The sequence below is a fragment of the Caulobacter sp. genome, from assembly GCF_965279145.1.
In the GTDB taxonomy this organism is placed as follows: Bacteria; Pseudomonadota; Alphaproteobacteria; order Caulobacterales; family Caulobacteraceae; genus Caulobacter.
Genome location: NZ_OZ257139.1, coordinates 838686 through 857850 on the forward strand (window position 1 = coordinate 838686; position 19165 = coordinate 857850).

Annotated in this window: 15 protein-coding genes; 8 read left to right on the plus strand and 7 right to left on the minus strand. The window is 68.1% G+C overall.

Annotation, left to right across the window (positions count from 1 at the left end; translation table 11 throughout):
- The first annotated feature begins 155 nt into the window (after positions 1-155).
- Together typA and ACQY9P_RS03890 are read left to right on the plus strand one after the other, a co-directional pair.
- Entirely contained in the window at positions 156-1988 is a 1833-nt protein-coding gene (gene typA / locus ACQY9P_RS03885) for a translational GTPase TypA (RefSeq protein WP_421736576.1), read from the plus strand.
- A gap of 218 nt (positions 1989-2206) precedes the next feature.
- Entirely contained in the window at positions 2207-5746 is a 3540-nt protein-coding gene (locus ACQY9P_RS03890) for a TonB-dependent receptor (protein ID WP_421736575.1), read from the plus strand.
- A gap of 112 nt (positions 5747-5858) precedes the next feature.
- Here ACQY9P_RS03890 and ACQY9P_RS03895 read toward each other — a convergent pair whose 3' ends face one another.
- Together ACQY9P_RS03895 and ACQY9P_RS03900 are read right to left on the minus strand one after the other, a co-directional pair.
- Positions 5859-6107, minus strand: a complete 249-nt coding sequence (locus ACQY9P_RS03895; protein ID WP_421736574.1) for a GlsB/YeaQ/YmgE family stress response membrane protein — start codon at positions 6105-6107, stop codon at positions 5859-5861.
- Positions 6108-6306: 199 nt separating this feature from the next.
- On the minus strand, positions 6307-6762 hold the full coding sequence (locus ACQY9P_RS03900) for a GNAT family N-acetyltransferase (protein ID WP_421736573.1): 456 nt from the start codon (positions 6760-6762) through the stop codon (positions 6307-6309).
- 50 nt (positions 6763-6812) lie between these two features.
- Here ACQY9P_RS03900 and ACQY9P_RS03905 point away from each other — a divergent pair, with 50 nt between their 5' ends.
- The 3 genes from ACQY9P_RS03905 to ACQY9P_RS03915 all read left to right on the plus strand — a co-directional run bounded on the left by ACQY9P_RS03905 (position 6813) and on the right by ACQY9P_RS03915 (position 9092).
- Positions 6813-7973: an aminotransferase gene (locus tag ACQY9P_RS03905; RefSeq protein ID WP_421736572.1), complete on the plus strand. Its 1161-nt coding sequence runs from the start codon at positions 6813-6815 to the stop codon at positions 7971-7973.
- Complete coding sequence (locus ACQY9P_RS03910) at positions 7970-8479, plus strand: GNAT family N-acetyltransferase (protein WP_421736571.1); 510 nt, start codon at positions 7970-7972, stop codon at positions 8477-8479. Before ACQY9P_RS03905 ends, ACQY9P_RS03910 begins: the two co-directional genes overlap by 4 nt.
- A 100-nt stretch (positions 8480-8579) precedes the next feature.
- Positions 8580-9092: a GNAT family N-acetyltransferase gene (locus tag ACQY9P_RS03915; RefSeq protein ID WP_421736570.1), complete on the plus strand. Its 513-nt coding sequence runs from the start codon at positions 8580-8582 to the stop codon at positions 9090-9092.
- 13 nt (positions 9093-9105) lie between these two features.
- Here ACQY9P_RS03915 and ACQY9P_RS03920 read toward each other — a convergent pair whose 3' ends face one another.
- Together ACQY9P_RS03920 and ACQY9P_RS03925 are read right to left on the minus strand one after the other, a co-directional pair.
- Positions 9106-11682 (minus strand): ATP-binding protein, encoded by a 2577-nt coding sequence (locus tag ACQY9P_RS03920; RefSeq protein WP_421736569.1) that lies wholly within the window; start codon positions 11680-11682, stop codon positions 9106-9108.
- Between the two features lie 77 nt (positions 11683-11759).
- Positions 11760-12524, minus strand: a complete 765-nt coding sequence (locus tag ACQY9P_RS03925) for an SDR family oxidoreductase (protein ID WP_421736568.1) — start codon at positions 12522-12524, stop codon at positions 11760-11762.
- A 180-nt stretch (positions 12525-12704) separates the two neighbouring features.
- On the opposite strand from ACQY9P_RS03925, the gene ACQY9P_RS03930 reads away from it, so the two are divergent.
- Complete coding sequence (locus ACQY9P_RS03930) at positions 12705-13187, plus strand: SRPBCC family protein (RefSeq protein ID WP_421736567.1); 483 nt, start codon at positions 12705-12707, stop codon at positions 13185-13187.
- Positions 13188-13312: 125 nt separating this feature from the next.
- Positions 13313-13612 carry a hypothetical protein gene (locus tag ACQY9P_RS03935; RefSeq protein WP_421736566.1) on the plus strand — a complete coding sequence of 100 codons (300 nt, stop codon included), beginning with the start codon at positions 13313-13315 and terminating at the stop codon, positions 13610-13612.
- A 16-nt stretch (positions 13613-13628) separates the two neighbouring features.
- Here ACQY9P_RS03935 and ACQY9P_RS03940 read toward each other — a convergent pair whose 3' ends face one another.
- On the minus strand, positions 13629-14387 hold the full coding sequence (locus ACQY9P_RS03940; RefSeq protein ID WP_421736565.1) for an extensin family protein: 759 nt from the start codon (positions 14385-14387) through the stop codon (positions 13629-13631).
- Positions 14388-14533: 146 nt separating this feature from the next.
- Between ACQY9P_RS03940 and ACQY9P_RS03945 the strand changes: the two genes are divergently transcribed.
- The gene (locus tag ACQY9P_RS03945) at positions 14534-15925 is read left to right on the plus strand and encodes an MFS transporter (RefSeq protein WP_421736564.1); all 1392 of its coding nucleotides are present in this window, start codon (positions 14534-14536) and stop codon (positions 15923-15925) included.
- 312 nt (positions 15926-16237) lie between these two features.
- Here the strand turns inward: ACQY9P_RS03945 and ACQY9P_RS03950 are convergent, their stop codons facing one another.
- The gene (locus ACQY9P_RS03950) at positions 16238-17023 is read right to left on the minus strand and encodes a hypothetical protein (RefSeq protein WP_421736563.1); all 786 of its coding nucleotides are present in this window, start codon (positions 17021-17023) and stop codon (positions 16238-16240) included.
- A 9-nt stretch (positions 17024-17032) separates the two neighbouring features.
- Entirely contained in the window at positions 17033-19033 is a 2001-nt protein-coding gene (locus ACQY9P_RS03955; RefSeq protein WP_421736562.1) for a methylmalonyl-CoA mutase family protein, read from the minus strand.
- Positions 19034-19165 lie beyond the last annotated feature (132 nt).

The following is a 19165-nucleotide window of genomic DNA, read 5'->3' on the forward strand; positions in this document are numbered from 1 at the left end:
CCCGTTAAATCAAGGCGTTCACATTGACACCGGTTTCCATGGAATCCCCTTTCTCAAGGGATGGGCTGGATAAACGCAGCGCAGTCGCGTAAAAGCCGCGCGCCTGACGCGCGCAGCGTCACATTCCGTTTCTTCCCCGAAAGTCCGCCTTCTCCATGTCCATGCGAAACATCGCCATCATCGCGCACGTCGATCATGGCAAGACCACCCTCGTCGATCAGCTCCTGGCCCAGTCCGGCGTCTTCCGCGCGAACGAAGCCACGACCGAGCGCGCCATGGACTCCAATGACCAGGAGCGCGAGCGCGGGATCACCATCCTGGCCAAGTGCACCAGCGTCCTGTGGAACGGTGAAGCGGGCGAAACCCGCATCAACATCATCGACACCCCCGGCCACGCCGACTTCGGCGGCGAAGTCGAACGCATCCTGGGCATGGTTGACGGCTGCGTCATCCTGGTCGACGCCGAAGAAGGCGTCATGCCCCAGACCAAGTTCGTCCTGGGCAAGGCCCTGAAGATGGGCCTGCGTCCGATCCTCTGCCTTAACAAGGTGGACCGTCCGCACGCCGATCCGGACCGGATCCTCAACGACGTGTTCGACCTGTTCGCCGCCATGGGCGCCACGGACGAGCAGCTGGACTTCCCGCACATCTATGCGTCGGGCAAGAACGGCTGGGCGACGCTGGACATGAACAAGCCCAACGACACCCTGGCTCCGCTGTTCGACCTGATCGTCCGCCACGTGCCGGAACCCAAGGTCGTCGCCAACGTCGACAAGCCGTTCCAGATCCTGTCGGTCCTGATCGAAAACGACCCCTTCCTGGGTCGCCTGCTGACCGGCCGCATCACCTCGGGCAAGGCCGTCCCCGGCATGTCGATCCACGCCCTGTCTCTGGACGGCAAGGAAATCGAGCGCGGCCGCATCACCAAGGTGCTGGCCTTCCGCGGCCTGAAGCGCCAGCCGGTCGATGAAGCCGAAGCCGGCGACATCGTCGCCATCGCGGGCCTGTCCAAGGCGACCGTGGCCGACACCCTGTGCGCCATGGAAGTCACCGAGGCCCTGCCCGCCCAGCCGATCGATCCGCCGACCATCTCGATGACCGTCTCGGTCAACGACAGCCCGCTGGCCGGCAAGGAAGGCGACAAGGTCCAGAGCCGCGTCATTCGTGACCGTCTGCTGCGCGAAGCCGAGTCGAACGTGGCCATCAAGGTCACCGAAACCGCCGAGGGCGACGCCTATGAAGTCGCCGGTCGCGGCGAACTGCAACTGGGCGTGCTGATCGAAGGCATGCGCCGCGAAGGCTTCGAAGTGTCGATCAGCCGTCCGCGCGTAGTGTTCCAGACCGATCCGGAAACCGGCAAGCGCCTCGAGCCCATCGAAGACGTCATGATCGACGTCGACGACGAGTTCTCGGGCATCGTCATCGAAAAGCTGTCGATGCGTAAGGCCGAGCTGAAGGACATGGGCCCGTCGGGCGCCGGCAAGACCCGCCTGCAACTGGTGGCGCCGTCGCGTTCGCTGATCGGTTATCAGGGCGAGTTCCTGACCGACACGCGCGGTTCGGGCGTGCTGAACCGCGTGTTCAGCCACTACGAGCCGTACAAGGGCGCCATCGACAGCCAGCGCAAGGGCGTGCTGGTCTCGAACTCCGACGGCGAAACCGCCGCCTTCGCGCTGTGGAACCTGGAAGATCGCGGCACGATGTTCGTCGGCGCCGGCGAAAAGACCTATCAGGGCATGATCATCGGCGAGAACGCCCGTCAGGACGACCTCGACGTCAACCCGATGAAGGCCAAGCAGCTGAACAACATCCGCGCCTCGGGCAAGGATGAAGCCGTTCGCCTGACCCCGCCGCGCCGCATGACCCTCGAACAGGCCATCGCCTACATCGAGGAAGACGAACTGGTGGAAGTGACGCCCAAGAACATCCGCCTGCGCAAGCAGACGCTGAACCCGTCGTTCCGCAAGCGTCGCGTCAAGGAAGAATAGAGCCTTAGGGGCTTTCCCCCTCGCTCTGAAAAAGCCGCCGCCCCGCAAGGGACGGCGGCTTTTTTTCTGAGCAGACAGCGCCCGAAGACGCGGCGAAAAGCGGTAAGTTTTCTATTGTTTGAAACTGTCACAAAACTCGCAACAACATGTCAGCGAGCTGCAGTAGGGCGCCTACTGCGCCCCTTTCCAACGGGCGTTCATGCCTGAGGGGGCTTATAATGACATTCACCAGAAAACTGGCCGCGAGCGCGGCCCTGGGCGCACTCGCCCTGGCCATGTCGGCGCCGGCCGCGATCGCCCAACAGACGACCGCCGCCGTCCGCGGCGTCACCGTCGATGAGAACGGCGCGCCGATCGCGGACGCCACCGTCACCATCACCCACGTGCCCAGCGGCACCAGCCAGATCACCCAGACCACCGAAACGGGCGCCTTCGACGTGCGCGGCCTGCGGGTCGGCGGTCCCTACAAGGTCACCGCCACCCGTCAGGGCTATAACAGCCAGACGCTGGACGGCCTGTTCCTCAATGTCGGCGACGCCCAGCGCGTGAAGCTGGCCCTGGTGCCCGAGGGCCAGGTGTCGGAAGTGACCGTCACCGCCGCCAAGGCCGCCAGCACCACCCAGCTGGCCAATGTCGGCTCGCGCACCACCCTGCAGCGCGAAGAGATCGACGCCGTCGTGTCGGTCAAGCGCGACATCCGCGACATCGGCCGCCGCGATCCGCTGGCCACGCTGGACTTCGTCAACCGCAGCACCGGCCCGTCGGGCGGTCTTTACATCGCCGGTTCGGCGCCGCGCGCCAACCGCATCACCATCGATGGCGTGCGCTCGCAAGACAGCTACGGCCTCAACACCGGCGGCCTGTCGACCAACCGCGGCCCGATCTCGTTCGAAGCCCTGGAGCAGGTGTCGGTGACGGCCGTGCCGTTCGACGTCGAGGACGGCGACTTCACCGGCGGCGCCCTGAACCTGATCATGCGTTCGGGCGGTAACAGCTTCCATGGCTCGGTGTTCGACAACTATCGCACCACCCGCATGGTCGGCAACGAGGTGCCCAATGTCGGCTTCGTCAACAACGACGTCACCCAGGCCCCGCTGACCGGCTACAAGAAGATCAAGAACAAGATCCACGAGAGCAATTACGGCCTGTTCCTCTCGGGCCCGATCATTCCCGACACCCTGTTCTTCGCGGCCTCGTACGAGAAGTTCTCGACCTTCGACACCACCGGCACGGGCCCCCTGGGCGCCGGCTTCGCCAACACCTTCAACAAGATCCCGGGCGTTTCGACCGGCGCCGGCGCCAGCCAGGCCGACATCGACACGGTGTTGAGCAACTGGAAGAGCTATTCGGCCTCCTCCCTGCTGGCGACGGGTACGGTCGCCCTGACCAAGCCGGTTCTGGATGAGAAGTCGTCGATCAAGATCGACTACAACATCACCGACAACCAGCGCCTGACGGCCACCTACCGCCACGCCTACAGCTCGGTGTGGAAGCGCAGCCCCGGCACCACCTCGATCAGCCCGGACACCAACTGGTACGTCCAGCCCGAGAACGAAGACAACTACGCCCTGCAGCTGAACTCCAAGTGGACGCCTGATCTGTCGACCGAGGCCCGCGTCTCGTTCCGCGGCTATCAGCGCGGCCAGCTGCCGCCGGAAGGCCAGGGCTTCGCGAACGTCTCGATCTGCACGGACGTCACCTCGCTGGGCTCGACCAATGCCTGCTCGTCGGGCGTGCCCTCGATCGGCATCGGCCCCGACCAGTTCCGTCAGGCCAACGTCCTGAAGACCAAGGACACCTCAGGGTCGTTCATCGCCAACTACACGGCCTTTGAGAACCACCAGCTCAAGGTTGGCTACCAGTACCGCGGCATGGAGATCTACAACCTGTTCCTGCAGGCCGCGCGCGGGGTCTATTATTTCGACTCCGTCGCCGACTTCGCGGCCGGCAAGGCCAACCAGCTGTCCTACGGCAACTCGCTGACCGGCACGGCCACCGACGCCGCCGCCGTGCTGGACTACAAGGTCCACACCCTGCTGGCCCAGGACACCTGGGACGTCACCGACGCCCTGACGCTGAACTTCGGCGTGCGCTGGGATCACTATGCGGCCGACAAGAAGCCGACCCTGAACACCAACTATGTCAACCGCTACGGCTATTCCAACCAGACCACCTATGACGGCATCAACGTCGTCATGCCGCGCGTCTCGGCCAAGTATAACGGCGACTGGTTCGAACTGTCGGGCGGCTTTGGCCTGGTCTCGGGCGGCACCCCCGACGTGTTCCTGGGCAACAGCTACGGCGGCACCACCGGCGCCCTGACCAACAGCTTCACGATCCGTCGTCAGGCCGACGGCAGCTTCTTCGACAGCGCCACCAGCACCGTGGTCGATCCGGCGACGGGCGCGGCCCTGCTGAACCTGAACAAGGCCAACGCCGGCTTCATCACCGGCCCGGGCGCCACCGCCAACGCCCTGCTGACCGCCGACAGCGTCAGCCGTCGCAACGCCTACACCAACTCGCTGGCGCCCGATTTCGAGATGCCGTCGGACTGGAAGACCAACGTCTCGTTCAAGACCACCCAACTGGGCATCGACTGGGGCGTCGACGCCGTGGCCAGCTGGTCGAACGTCAATGTCGCCTTCCGCGACGCCCGCGCCCGTCCGCTGACCCTCAATGGCGTGCAGCAATACACGCCCGATGGCCGCATGCGGTATGACGGCCTGGTCATCGCCGGAACCAACGCGGCGGCGGTCAACGCCAACCGCCTGGCCCTGGGCCTGCCGGTCGCCACCAATGCCGACCTGGCCAATCTGGGCCTGTTCGGCGACATCCAGGCCTATAACCCCTCAACGAAGGCCTGGACGCGCACCCTGGCCCTGTCGGCCCGCCGCAACATCTTCGGCGTCGACACCTGGGGCGCCTATACCTGGCAGTATGGCCATCAGTACGGCGGCATTTCGGAGTTTGGCACCACCGCCGGCGGCAACGGCACCAGCGGCGCCTACTATTCCGACCAGGGCTTCGACCTCAATCCCAACGCCGCGGCCGAGGGCAAGTCCAACAACATGATCCGCAACGCCTTCAAGCTGAACATGAGCTACAAGGCCGAGCTGGTCCCCGGCTGGACGTCGCGCTTCACCCTGTTTGGCGAGCGCCACTCGGGCCGTCCCATCAGCTTCCTGATGAGCGATCCGACCGGCGGTCGTAACCCGACCTTCGGCACGTCGCGCGACGACGCCCTGGCCTATATCCCCAACCTGAAGAGCCCTGACGCGGCCAACCCGCTGAAGTTCACCGACTCCCACGGGACCACGGTCTATTTCGACAGCGCCGCCTCGGTGGCCAAGCTGCAGGCGCTGGTCGACCAGTTCAACCTGCCGATGGGCAAGATCGTGCCGCGCGGCTTTGGCAAGAACCCGGACGTCGATCGCTTCGACTTCCAGTACTCGCAAGAGATCCCCGTGCCGATCCAGGGCCACAGCCTGCTGTTCACGGTCGACATCGCCAACCTGGGCAACCTGCTCAACAAGAAGTGGGGCGTGGTCAAGGAATACACCAACAGCCGCTCGGGCGGCGTGGTGGTCAACGCCCAGTGCGCCAAGGCGGACGGGACGGCGGCCGGCACAGCCGACGCCACCTGCGCGGCCTATCGCTACAGCTACACCACCGCCAGCCCGACCTCGCTGGCCACCCCGACGGTCGACCAGAACGCCAGCCTTTGGTCGGTGGGCTTTGGTCTGAAATACAAGTTCTAGTCTGACGGCCGACGCCTGGGACGGCTCGTCCGGTCCTAGGCGTCTCCAGTTTCGTCATGAAAAAGGCCGCCGTTCTCGCGAACGGCGGCCTTTGCCATGGAAGGATGAAGCTCTAGCGCTTCTTGAACAGGCCCAGCAGGGCCAGGAGCAGGATCGCGCCGATCGTCGAGACAACCAGGCTGCCGATGAAACCGCCCCAGTTGAACCCCAGGGCGCCGGCCACGAAGGCGCCCAGGAACGAACCGATCACGCCGACGACCAGATTCGTCAGCAGGCCGTGATTGCGCTTCATGATCTGTTCGGCGATCCAGCCGGCCAGAATGCCGATGATGATCGCGCCGATGATGCCTACGCCGCTCATGTGTGTCTCCCAAAAGCCCTGTTGAGCATCGGGAATGCGCGAGTCGTGGTGAAGGTTGCCTGGGACGGCGGACTTGCCCCCTACGGACCGCTTCGCGGTCGTCTTCCCCCGGAGGGGGAAGATGAGACGCGCCGACCTTCATCTTCCCCCTACGGGGGAGGAGCGCGTCAGCGCGGAGGGGGCGAGTCTCGCCGCCCCCTTAGATCAACCGCTCCATGAACACATCCGCCCGCGCATAGGGCGTCTCGCGCTTTGGCAGGTCGACAAAGCCCATGGCCCGGTAGAGGCCCAGCGCCGGCGCCAGGCTGGAATTGGTCTCCAGATACAGACGCGGCGCGCCCAGGGCGGCGGCCTTGTCGATGCAGGCCTGCATCAGCAGGCGGCCCAGCCCCGTCCCGCGGGCGGCCTCCGACACCGTCATCTTGGCCACTTCGAAGCCGCCGTCGGCCAGGGCCAGAAGCCCGACGCAACCGATGGCCTGACCATCCTCCGCCTCGGCCATCAGGATGTGGCCGCCCCTGTCGAGGATCTTGCCGACCGGGTCGTTCAGCGCCTCGCGGTCCTTGGCCTCCAGCGTGAAGTGCTTGGAGATCCAGGCCGTGTTGAGGTCGCGCCAGGCGTCGGCATGTCGGGGCTCGAAGGGGAGGATGCGCATGGCGTCGATAATGTGCGATCAGACGGATGAGGCAACAGCGAACGCGTCCCATGGTCCATCCCGTCTTCGACAACCTGCCCACCACCATCTTCGAGGAGATGAGTGGTCTGGCCCGCGAGCTGGGCGCGATCAATCTGGGCCAGGGCTTTCCCGACGACGCCGGCCCCGAGCCCGTGCGCGCCAGGGCCGCCGAGGCCCTGATGACCGGCTCCAACCAGTATCCGCCCATGCGCGGTCTGCCCGAACTGCGCCGCGCCGTCGCCGAGCACTATCGCCTCAGCCAGGGGCTGGACCTGACGCCGGATGAGATCACCGTCACCTCCGGCGCCACCGAAGCCCTGGCGGCGGCGTTCTTCTCGCTGATCTCGCCGGGCGACGAGGTGGTGCTGTTCCAGCCGCTGTACGACGCGTATCTGCCGCTGATCCGCCGGGCGGGCGGCGTGCCCAGGCTGGTGCGCCTGACCCCGCCGCACTGGCGCTTCGACCGGGCCATGCTGGAAGCCGCCTTCACCGACCGGACGCGGATGGTGGTGCTCAACAGTCCGCTCAATCCGGCCGGCGTCGTCACGCCCGACGAAGACCTGGCCCTGCTGGCGCAGTTCTGTGTAGCCCATGACGTGATCGCCGTCTGCGACGAGGTCTGGGAAGCGGTCACCTTCGACGGCCGCCGCCACCGCTCGCTCATGGACTTCCCCGGCATGCGCGAGCGGACGGTCAAGATCGGCTCGGCCGGCAAGATGTTCGGCATGACCGGCTGGAAGGTCGGCTTCCTGTGCGCCGCCCCGCCCCTGACCCGCGCCCTGGCCGCCGCCCACCAGTTCCTGACCTTCACCACCCCGCCCAACCTGCAGGCCGCCGTGGCCTGGGGGCTGGAGCACTATCGCGACTGGTTCCAGACCATGCCCGCCGGGCTGCAGGCCTCGCGCGACCGGCTGGCCGCCGGCCTGACGCAAGCCGGCTTTCACGTGCTGCCCAGCGCCGGGACCTATTTCCTCAATGTCGACCTGCGCGCCTCGGGCCTGACGATCGGCGACCGCGAGTTTTGCCTGAAGAGCGTCCGCGAGCACGGCGTGGCGGCGATCCCGGTCTCGGCCTTCTATGCCGACGATCCCGTGATCCACATCGCGCGCCTGTGCTTCGCCAAGGCCGACGCCACCCTGGATACGGCGATCCAACGGCTGGCCGGGGCGCGCAAGGCGATGCGCTCATGAGCGTCGAAATCATCACCGCGCGCCTCCTGATGCGGCCGCCGCGTCAGGACGATTTCGAAAGCTGGGCCTGCTTCGACGGCGACGCGGACGCCACACGGTTCTTCGGCGGTCCCAAGTCGCGCGCCGTGGCCTGGGACGGCCTGGCCATGGCCGCCGGCATGTGGTCGCTGCGCGGCTGCGGCCTGTTCTCGGTGATCGAACGCGAGACCGGCCAGTGGGTCGGACGCGTCGGCCCGTGGGTCCCCGAAGGCCCCGGCCTGGCCGAGGTGGGCTGGGCCATCCTGCCCTCCCGCTGGGGTCGAGGCTATGCCGGCGAAGCAGCCGCCGCGGCGGTCGGCTGGGCGTTCGAACATCTGGACTGGGACGAAGCCCGGCACCGCATCGACGCCGCCAATCTGGCCTCAATCGCTGTCGCACGAAGGATCGGCTCGCGCTGGCTGCGAGAGGAAATCTCCGCTGACGGCCATCAGGTTCAGGTCTACGGACAGCCGAAGGCGCAAGGCTAGGCGCGTTGATCCGGCTTCGGCGGATGCTACCGTGACGGGCGCCAACGTCAGGGGCGGGATAGGGATGGCTGCTGCATTGCTGATCGAGAAAGGATCGCTCGTGTCGTTGATCGCCACGACCCCAGCCCTGCTCGATGCAGAAGACGGCGGCGGCGCCAGTCTGGCGGAGGGCCTGGGCGTCCTGCCGCCCGTCGACTGGCCGCCGGAGGACAACGGCGCCCAGACCCGCGACTGGATGCGCGACCTGCTCACCGCCCATCCCGACGAGCCCGGCTATGGCAGCTGGTATGTAGTGGCCGCCGGGCGACTTGTCGGCATCTGCGGCTTCAAGGGGCCGCCCGACATCTGGGGCGAGGTCGAGATCGGCTATTCGATGCTGGAGGCCGAGCAGCGCAAGGGATTCGGAACCGAGGCCGCGCGCATGCTGGTCGCGCGGGCGTTCCAGGATCCCAGGGTCGGCGTCGTGGCGGCCGAGACCCTGCCGGCCCTCACCGCCTCGCAGACCATACTGCGGCGAAACGGCTTTGGCGCGGTCCAGGGCTATACCCATCCAGAACTGGGCGAGGTGCTGCGCTTCGAACGCCGGCGCCCGGGCGTCGGGGCGACAGGCTAGCCGCCGAAGGCGGTCAGATCGTCGCGGCCTGCGACGCCGACCGGGCCGACAGCACCTGGTCCATGATCGACAGCAGGCTGCGCAGGTCGATGGGCTTGGCCACATGGGCGTCGGCCCCGGCGGCCAGGCAGGTCTTGATCTGGGCCGACATGACGTCGGCGGTCAGGGCGATGACGGGCAGGCCGGTGAAGCGCGGATCGGCGCGCAGGCGGCGCGTGGCCTCCAGCCCGTCCATCACCGGCATGTTGACGTCCATCAGCACGATGTCGACCGTATTGCCGTCCAGGGCGTCCAGCGCCTCGCGGCCGTTCTCAGCCTCGATCAGCTCGCAGTCGAAGGGGGCCAGGAACAGGCGGATGACCCGGCGATTGACCGGGTGGTCGTCGACCACCAGCACCCGGCTGCCGTGCAGGGCGGCGAAGTCGGGCTCGAGGGGCTGGATCGCGCGCGAGGGCTGGTCGTCCGTGGCGGCGGTCGCGCTGGCGGCGAGGTCGGCCAGGATCTCGATGGTGAAGGTCGAGCCGCGCCCTTCCGCACTTTCAACCCGGATCTCGCCGCCCATCATCTCCACAAGGCGGCGGGTGATGTTCAGGCCCAGCCCGGTGCCGCCGAAGGTGCGGGTGGTCGAGGCGTCGGCCTGGGTGAAGGCGCGGAACAGCTTGGCCTGCGTCGCCTCGCTCATCCCGATGCCCGTGTCGCCCACCTTCAGCCGGACCCGTTGCCGGCCCGAGGCCAGGTCGGGACCGCACGACAGGGTCACATCCACCCGGCCGCCATTGGTGAACTTCAGGGCGTTGGAGACCAGATTGGTCAGACACTGGCGCACCCGCACGGCGTCGAACATCAACAGTCCCGGGGCTATGCCCTCGACGCGGAAGCTCAGGTCGATGCCCTTTTCGCGCGCGGTCGGCTGATAGCCGCCGATCAGGCGCGAACAGATGGCGACCAGATCGCCGGCCGTCGGCGCGATCTCCAGCTTGCCCGCCTCGATCTTGGACAGGTCGAGAATGTCGTTGAGCAGCACCAGCAGGGTGTCGCCGGAATCCAGGATCAGGTCGATCTGCTCGCGCTGATGGCCCTCGGCCTGTTCGCTTCTCAGCGCCTGGGCCAGGCCCAGCATGCCGTTCAGGGGCGTGCGCAACTCATGGCTCATCACCGCCAGGAACGCCGACTTGGCCTCGCTGGCCGCCTCGGCCCGACGCTGGGCCTCGCGCAGGCTGCGCGAGATCCGGCGCTGGTAGAAGGCCCAGGTGACGCCGCCCGCCACCAGCAGCGCCAGCAGCAGGGCGATGACGCCCCACGAGCGCGCCAGCTGGCGGTTCAGCTCGACCTCGGCGGCCAGGCGGCGGCTCTCGTCGCGCTTGACCCGCAGCTCGCTCTCCAGCGCCGCCGACATCTCGGCCACGCTGCGCGCATGGGCCTGGTCGGTCTGGGCGCGATCGGTTCGCCGCCAGGCGTCCAGTTTCTGGAAGGCCTGGGCCCCGCGCCCGTCGGCCTGATCCAGATAGGCCTCGGCCAGCAGTTCGACCTGTGGGTCGCGCGCCAGCAGGCTGGCGGGCACGGCGCGCAGGGCGGCCAGGTCGACGCGGGCGGCGGCGGCGGAGCCCAGCATGGCCTCGGCCACCAGCCGCCGCTGCAGCATCAGCACGTGCAGGCGACGGCGCGGCTGGCGCAGGTCGTCGCGCATTGGCGCCAGGCAGGCCAGGGTCTTGCGCGGATCGGCGCGCGCTTCGGCGGCCAGGGCGCACAGGAACTGTGTCCAGGTCTTCAGGTCGCGATCGCCGCCCGCCGCCGCCAGTCGGGCGTGCAGCGCCACGAAGCGGTCGGCGGCGTCCAGCTCGCCCAGCTCCACGGCCGTGTAGCCGATGTCGTACAGGCGCTCGATCCGGCGCATGTAGAAGGCGTCGCGTTCGTCCAGGCTGGCCGCCTGGGCCATGTGATCGAGAGCGCCTTCCTTGTCGCCGATATCGGCCAGCGTATAGGAATGCACCTGATGGGCCTCGGCCAGCAGGGGCTGGGCGACCCGTCCGCGGCGCTCGACCTCGGAGGTCACGTCGGCGGCCAGACGGGCGGCCTGGGCCCAGTGGCCTTTCTGCCCCAGGTCCCGCACCCGCTCGATCCCGGCCATCATCCGCACGTCGTGCGACGGCCCCTCGAGGAACCGCTTCCAGTCGGCCGGCGAGAAGGCGCGATAGCCGCCCGTCTCCTGGCGATAGGCCAGGGTCATCAGGTCGGCCAGGGCGGTCAGGGACGCATCCTGGTCGCGTTGGGCGGCCTGCCGCGTCTGCTTAGTCCAGGCCTCGAACCGGTCGCGCACCTGGTTGCTCTTATAGGCGTACAGAACCCGCCACAGACCATACAGTCGCTCGGCGCCGCGCTGCTTCAGGGCCTTGCGGCCGGCGCGCTCGACATCCTCGTTGTCGCGTGGCGGAAGCCCCTGGCGGCGGGCGCCGATCTGATCGGCCAGTTGGTCCAGCCGAGCCGACATCGTCAACACCGGAGAGGCCGGCGAAGCCGCGTCTCTGGCCCAGGCGCCGGCGGCCAGCGCCAGGCCGCCGATCAGAGCGAGAGAAGCAACAATTCGCCGCAAGCCTAGTCCCCGGAATAGGATCGCCACCCTGCGACAAGACAATGTACGGCCGGTTAAGCTTGACCGGACCGGGCGACCTAGATGGTGGCCCCGCCATCCACCACCAGGGCCTGGCCGGTCATGAAGCTGCCAGCCTGGGACGCCAGGTACACCGCCGCCCCGGCCAGTTCGTCGGGCTCGCCGATGCGGCGCAGCGGCACGGCCGTTGTGGCGCGCTTCAGGGTCTCGGGGTTCTCCCACAGCGCCCGGGCGAAGTCGGTCTTGATCAGGCCCGGCGCGATGCAGTTGACCCTCACATTGTCGGGCCCGAACTCGTGAGCGAGGTTGCGCGCCAGCTGGAAGTCGGCGGCCTTGCTGATGTTGTAGGCCCCGATGATGGCGTTGCCGCGCAGGCCGCCGATCGAGCTGATGATAATGATCGAGCCATCCTTGCGCTCGCGCATCTCGGGCGCGACCATGCCGATCAGCCAGTGATTGCTGATGATGTTGTTGTCCAGGATCTTGCGGAACTGCTCGTCGGCGATGCCGGCCAGCGGGCCGTAATAGGGATTGCTGGCGGCGTTGCAGACGCAGATGTCGATCTTGCCGAACGCCTTGCGCGTCTCGTCGACCAGGTTCTGCAGATCCTCCTTTGAGGCGATGTTGGCGGGCACGGCGATGGCCGTTCCAGCGCCATGACGGGCGTTGATCTCGGCGGCCACCTCGTCGCAGGGCCCGGCCTTGCGGGAGGAGATCACCACCCTGGCGCCCTGCTCGGCCATCCGCTCGGCGATCGCCTTGCCGATTCCCTTGGAGGATCCGGTGATGATCGCCACCTTGCCGGTGAGGTCGAAGAGGCCCATGGCGCGCTCCCTGAAACGCTTGTTTGAATTGCGCGCACACTGGCGGGCGGGGAAGGCGGGGTCAAGACGCCGGGATCACGACCATCGCGGGCCAAGAATAAATCGCGCCGACTCTGTCGGACAGGCTGGAGCCCGCGCGTCCTTGAGGCGACAGTCACGCCGATCCCGATGGAGACGACCATGCCTCTCGATGCCGCGAACCTCGACACCGAGCGCGACCTGGTGCTGACCCGCGTCATCGACGCCCCGGCCGACAAGCTCTTCAAGTGCTGGACCACGCCCGAACTGCTGCCGCTGTGGTTCTGCCCGCCGCCCTGGACGGTGAGCAAGGCGGTGATGGACGTGCGCACCGGCGGTCACAGCCTGATCACCATGGCCGGTCCCAATGGCGAGGTGGTCGACAATCCCGGCGTCTATCTGGAGGTGATCGAGAACCGCAAGATCGTGTTCACCGACGCCTTCACCGAAACCTGGAAGCCGTCGGCCAAGCCGTTCATGACCGGGATCGTCACCTTCGAGGATCTGGGCGACGGCAGGACCCGCTACACCGCCATCGCTCGCCACTGGACGGCCGAGGACCGCCAGGCCCACGAGCAGATGGGCTTCAGGGAAGGCTGGGGGATCGCGGCCGACCAGATGGCCGCTCTGGCCGCGACTTTGTAGGTAACCGACTTTCCAGGCTCGCTTTTCACCGTCTCCCCGGCGAAGGCCGGGGCGAACGGGGCGTGAAATCGGAACCCGCCCGGCTCCTCGCCGTTGCCTCTCGAGAGTCACTTGAGGAGCGTCAGATGAGCAAGGCCGTGATCGCCGAAACCGCGCTGGAGGAGGTCTTGGCCTTCCTCGACACCCCCCCGACGCCGGGCTCACCCGAGGATGCGGTGTTCGGCGAGCGCCTGCGCCAGGTGATCGCCGCCTCGATCCCCAGCGATCCCGACGACGCCGAAGAGGACGTCCCGGCCCTGGCGCTGGGCGAGGACCTGCGCCGCAAGCTGGAAGCCGCCGCTAAGCGCCGGTCGGGAAGCCATCCGTTCGGCGAGCATCCCGACGGCATCGGCCCGACCCTGGGCATGGACCTCAGCAAGAGCTGACGCCTGGGTCAGGCCATCAGGCGCACAGGTTTCCGCCGCTCATGTCCAGGTGGAAGTGGTCGCGATGCTCGGCGTTGTAGTCGGGCCCCAGCGTGGTCTGAAACACCCGGCACGCCCCGTCGCGAACCCGGCGCAGGAACTGCCCCCTGGGGCCAGGATCGGTCCAGTCGCTGGCCACCGACACCGTCTGGCCATCGGCCAGCCTGAAGGCGGCGATGTCGATGGCGGCGGCCGAGGCGTGCTCGCTGACCGGCCCCTCGGCCTTGCCGTACATGCGCCGGCAGGCATAGCTGCCATAGTGGTCCAGCCCCACGACGCTGCGCCCCAGCAGCTCATCGGCGGCGGGCTGAACCACCTGCCGTTCCCAGAGGATCAGGGCCAGGGCCTCCTTGCAGGCCAGGGGCGCGTCGGCCGGACTGAGTTTGGCCATGCCGGACTCGACCCGCAGGGCGTCGCGGATATGGCACAGGCCGCCCTCGCCCTCGACGCGGTCGGGAACCTCGGCGAACGACACGCCCGCCTGGGCCAGGATGGCGCGGCACTGGCGCGGATCGGCGCCGGCCCGCGCGGCCTTCAGGCGGGTGGCCATGCCGACGGGGTCGATGATGCTCAGCGGCTTCCACGGCAGGTGCTGGTCGGGGATCACGCGCTGGGCCACGAAGGCCATGACCAGCACCAGCAGCCACAGCAGGGCCAGCCCCGTCAGTCGCGCCAGACGGGTCTGGCGGCGGGCGTGATGCTCGATGCGCGGATGGCGCGGAACGCGATAGGCCATGGGCGGGGGAGCGCCTGGAAAAGGTTAACGCCGCACCAAGCACGACCTTGGCGCCGGGTTCAATCGTCAAACGGCCCCGCCACACCCAAGCTCCGTAGTTGCTCGGACTTGGCGCGGCGGCCAGAAACGGGCATCACCCCCAGCCCATGTCCGCCTCCCCCAAGTCTCAGCCCACCGGGCGCCCTGCCCTGTTCGACCGCAAGCTGCTGCCGAGGTTCGCCCTGCTGTGCCTGGGCATCTGGCTGAACGCGGCCGACACCCTGGTGACCGCCACCATCATGCCCAGCGTGGCGCGCGAGATCGGCGGCTACCAGTATTTCGGCTGGTCGGTGGCGGCCTTCCTGATGGGCTCGATCGTGGCCGGGGCCTGTTCGGGCAAGCTGTCGATCGGGCTGGGCCTGCGCCGGGCCACCGCCCTGAGCGGCGTGGTCTATGCCGTGGGCTGCGCCATGGGCGCCCTGGCGCCCGACTTCATCACCTTCATCGCGGGACGGCTGGTCCAGGGGCTGGGCGCGGGGGCCATCGTGGCCCTGTGCTATGTGGCCATCACAGCCCTCTTCCCCGAAAGCCTGTGGCCGCGCGTCTATGGCGCGGTGGCGGGGATCTGGGGCGGGGCCACCCTGCTGGGGCCGCTGCTGGGCGGCCTGTTCGCCCAGGCCGGCTTCTGGCGCGGGGCCTTCTGGATCTTCGTGGTTCAGGCCTTGATCTTCGTCGGCGCGGTGATGGCCATGCTGCCGTCCGACAAGCGCGGCGATGAGCGCAACCGCATCCCCGCGCCGCAGCTGGCGTTCCTGGTGGCCGGCGTGGCCCTGATCGGAACGGCCGGGGTGGTGGGCGATCCGCGCCTGGCCGCCCTGCTGGCGCTCGGCGGCGTCCTGTCCATGACCGCCATGCTGGTCGCCAACCGGCGGACCCGCGACCGGCTGCTGCCCCGCGCGGCCGGCGACCTGTCGACCGCCACCGGCCTTGGCCTCTTGACCGTCTTCGCCTTCGAGGCCGCCGCCATCGGCTTCACGGTCTATGGCCCGGCCTTCATCCAGGCCCGCCAGGGCGCCTCGCCGCTGCTGACCGGCTATGTGATCGGGGCGATCGCGGCGGGCTGGACCACCTGCGCCCTGGCGGTCTCCAACCTGCCGCCCCAGCGCGACGGCGTGGCGATCCGCGCGGGCGCCGGCGTGATCCTGATCGGCGTGCTGGCCAGCGCCTGGGCCGTGACCCAGAGCGGTCTGTGGGAGATCGCCCTGGCCCTGCTGGTGCTGGGCTGCGGCTTCGGGCTCAGTTGGGCGTTCATCGCCCGCCACGCCATCGCCTCGGCCCCGGCCGACGAACAGGCCCTGGCCTCGGCCGCGGTGCCCACCACCCAGCTGATCGGCGGGGCGGTCGGCGCGGCGGCGGCCGGGGCCATGGCCAACATCCTGGGCTTTGGCCACGGCATCGACCCCGCCGCCGCCCAGGCCCACGGCTTCTGGCTGTTCGCCGCCTTCGCCCCCCTGGCCGGAGTGGGGTTCCTGGCGGCGTGGAAGCTGGCGCGGGTTTAGGACCTTCGAAATTGATCCGTTCTCCCCGGCGAAGGCCGGGGCCCAGATTCAGCCTGAGCGTCTGGGGATAACGCGCCTCTCTACGGGGCTTCAGGCCGCTCCCGTCCGGGGTTCGATCTGGGTCCCGGCCTTCGCCGGGAAGACGGAAGAAAGAAAAACAGTCTCGCTCATCACGCGCGTCTGGATCAGTCTGTGCAGCCCATCCTCAGTGACCAGATCGACGGGTCGCCGTAGCTGTCCAGCAGCGGCTTTGCCGCGCGCAGTATGGCGAGGGCGTCGTCCAGAAGGATAGACTAGCACAGGTCGCGACGATCACGATCCGTTCGCCACCTGGACGGTCTCAGGCGCGTCGGCCGCGCCCTTGATGGCCAGCACAAAGCCATTGGAGTTGAAAGGCTCCACGCGCGTGGCGGGTTGGGCCTTGCGGATCGCCGCCATGGCGTCGCGCGCCGACAGGCCCGCCCGGTCGAGCGGCAGGCGCAGAAAACCGCCGTTCACGCGCAGCGACGGCGACAGGCCCGTCGCCGCGTCGGGTCCCACCATCAGGCGCAGGACGGGTTCGCGCGCCCCGGGCTGGACCACATAGTCGACCTTGTCCCAGCCGATGGTGGTCTTCCACTTGGGCGTGAAGATCCCCGCCGCGTCGATCCGCAGCTCCACCACCGACCGCCGGGCGCGCCAGAGGCGGAGCGCGGCCAGGCCGGATAGAGCAGCGCCCAGCCCGATCGCCGCGACCGTTCGCCAGACGTCGTGGATCGCCCAGAGCGCCAAGGTGGTCCGGATCAGGTCAACCAACAGCGCCGCGACCAGCAGGGCCGGCAGGCATCGCTTCAGGCGCACCGCGCGCGCGGTCATCCAGACCTCGGCCTCCGGAGCCGACGGTCGGTTGACGCTTCCCGCGCCGGCCGGCGTCGCCAGCCAACCGTCGAGCGCCACGATCAACACGAACACCGCGCCGACCGGCAAGCTCGTGATCGGCCCAACCGGAGCGGTCAGCCAGCGACAGGCCGCGACGACGGCGATATAGACGACCACCCACGCCCCGACAGCCCGCCACGCGCGTCGGTTACCGCTGTCGATCTGGTTCGGGCCAGCCATCCACTCAATCTAGACGGGTTTTGTCGCTCCCGCCACCACCGCGTGTTCCACCAGCCTGACCACATCGCCCATGATGTCGGTGATCTTGAAGTCCTTGGGGGTGTAGATCCGCGCCACGCCCATCTGTTTCAGGACCAGGGCGTCGGCGTCGGGGATGATGCCGCCCACCACCACGGGGATGTCGCCCAGCCCTTCGGCGCGCATCAGACGGATCACTTCCTGCACCAGGTCCAAGTGCGAGCCCGACAGGATCGACAGGCCCACCACGTGGGCGCGGCTCTCTTTGGCGCGGCGAACGATCTCGTCGGGGGTCGAGCGGATGCCGTCATAGACCACCTCCATGCCACAGGCGCGAGCCCGGGTGGCGATCTGCTCGGCGCCGTTGGAGTGACCATCCAGGCCCGGCTTGCCGACCAGATAGGTCAGGGTGCGGCCCAGCACCTGGGACACGCGTTCGACCTCGCGCTTGACGGACTCGACGTCCTCGGCGTCACCGGTGGAGACCACGACGGCCACGCCGGTCGGGCCGCGATATTCGCCGAACACCTCGCGCAGGGCGCCGGACCATTCGCCGGTGGTGACCCCGGCCTTGGCCGCGACAATCGAGGGCTCCATGATGTTGCGACCGTCCCGGGCGGCGGCCTTCAGGTCGGCCAGGGCCGCCTGGACGGCGCCGTCGTCGCGGGCCGCGCGCCAGGCCTTGATGCGTTCGACGACGCCGGCCTCGAGGCGCGGATCGACCGTCTCGATGGAGCTTTCGCCGGCCGACAGGGGCGAGACCTCGGTGTCGGTCCAGCGATTGACCCCGACCACGGTCATGTCGCCGGTCTCGACCGAGCGCACCCGCTTGGCGTTGGACGCCACCAGCTGGGTCTTCATGTAGTCGATGGCGTTCTGGGCGCCGCCCATGCCGTCGATCAGGGCCAGCTGTTCCAGCGCGCCCTTGCTGAGCTCGGCGACCTTGGCCTCGACCACATGGCTGCCGTCGAACAGGTCCTCGTATTCCAGCAGGTCGGTCTCGTAGGCCAGCACTTGCTGCAGGCGCAGCGACCACTGCTGGTCGAACGGACGCGGCAGGCCCAGGGCCTCGTTCCAGGCCGGCAGCTGCAGGGCCCGGCAGCGGGCGTCCTTGCTCAGCGTCACCGCCAGGGCCTCAATGAGAATACGGTAGACGTTGTTCTCGGGCTGCTGCTCGGTCAGGCCCAGCGAATTGACCTGCACCCCGTAGCGGAAGCGGCGGGCCTTCTTGTCCTGCACGCCATAGCGCTCCAGCAGGATCTGGTCCCACAGCCGGGTGAAGCTGCGCATCTTGCACAGCTCGGTGACGAACCGCACGCCGGCGTTGACGAAGAAGCTGATGCGCGAGGCGACGATCTCGAAGTCCTGCTCGGGCACCTGGCCGCCGGCCTTGACGGTGTCGAGCACGGAAATCGCGGTGGCCAGGGCGAAGGCCAGCTCCTGCTCCGGCGTCGCGCCGGCTTCCTGCAGGTGGTAGCTGCAGACGTTCATTGGGTTCCACTTGGGAACCTCCAGATAGCACCAGGCGATCATGTCTCCGATCAGCCGCAGGCTGGGGCCCGGCGGGAAGATGTAGGTGCCGCGGCTCAGATATTCCTTGATCAGATCGTTCTGCGTCGTGCCCTGCAGCAGCTTGCGGTCCGCCCCCTGCTCGTCGGCCAGCGCCACATACATCGCCAGCAGCCAGGCGGCCGGGGCGTTGATGGTCATCGAGGTGTTGGACTGCTCCAGCGGGATCTGGTCGAACAGCTGGCGCATGTCGCCCAGATGGCTGATCGGCACGCCGACCTTGCCCACTTCGCCGCGCGACAGGATGTGGTCGGGGTCATAGCCGGTCTGGGTGGGCAGGTCGAAAGCCACCGACAGGCCGGTCTGCCCCTTGGACAGGTTGGCGCGATACAGGGCGTTGGACTTCTCGGCCGTCGAGTGGCCGGCATAGGTGCGGAAAATCCACGGCGCATCCGGCTCGTGCTGATACGGCTTGGCTGACATCCCGCGCTTCCCGATTATCGTTCTTGATTACCGCCGATCATGAACCCGGTTTTGCTGCGATGCAATATCGCGAGAGCGAAGTGTTGTGGGCGACCCGGCGACGCCCGAGCGCCGCCGGGTCTGGCGAAGGCC

Coding starts and splice junctions, on each gene's coding strand:
- typA (WP_421736576.1), top strand. CDS start 156: ATGTCCATGCGAAACATCGCCATCATCGCGCACGTCGATCATGGCAAG.
- ACQY9P_RS03890 (WP_421736575.1), top strand. CDS start 2,207: ATGACATTCACCAGAAAACTGGCCGCGAGCGCGGCCCTGGGCGCACTC.
- ACQY9P_RS03895 (WP_421736574.1), bottom strand. CDS start 6,107: ATGAGCGGCGTAGGCATCATCGGCGCGATCATCATCGGCATTCTGGCC.
- ACQY9P_RS03900 (WP_421736573.1), bottom strand. CDS start 6,762: ATGCGCATCCTCCCCTTCGAGCCCCGACATGCCGACGCCTGGCGCGAC.
- ACQY9P_RS03905 (WP_421736572.1), top strand. CDS start 6,813: ATGGTCCATCCCGTCTTCGACAACCTGCCCACCACCATCTTCGAGGAG.
- ACQY9P_RS03910 (WP_421736571.1), top strand. CDS start 7,970: ATGAGCGTCGAAATCATCACCGCGCGCCTCCTGATGCGGCCGCCGCGT.
- ACQY9P_RS03925 (WP_421736568.1), bottom strand. CDS start 12,524: ATGGGCCTCTTCGACCTCACCGGCAAGGTGGCGATCATCACCGGATCC.
- ACQY9P_RS03930 (WP_421736567.1), top strand. CDS start 12,705: ATGCCTCTCGATGCCGCGAACCTCGACACCGAGCGCGACCTGGTGCTG.
- ACQY9P_RS03935 (WP_421736566.1), top strand. CDS start 13,313: ATGAGCAAGGCCGTGATCGCCGAAACCGCGCTGGAGGAGGTCTTGGCC.
- ACQY9P_RS03940 (WP_421736565.1), bottom strand. CDS start 14,387: ATGGCCTATCGCGTTCCGCGCCATCCGCGCATCGAGCATCACGCCCGC.
- ACQY9P_RS03945 (WP_421736564.1), top strand. CDS start 14,534: ATGTCCGCCTCCCCCAAGTCTCAGCCCACCGGGCGCCCTGCCCTGTTC.
- ACQY9P_RS03950 (WP_421736563.1), bottom strand. CDS start 17,023: ATGGCTGGCCCGAACCAGATCGACAGCGGTAACCGACGCGCGTGGCGG.
- ACQY9P_RS03955 (WP_421736562.1), bottom strand. CDS start 19,033: ATGTCAGCCAAGCCGTATCAGCACGAGCCGGATGCGCCGTGGATTTTC.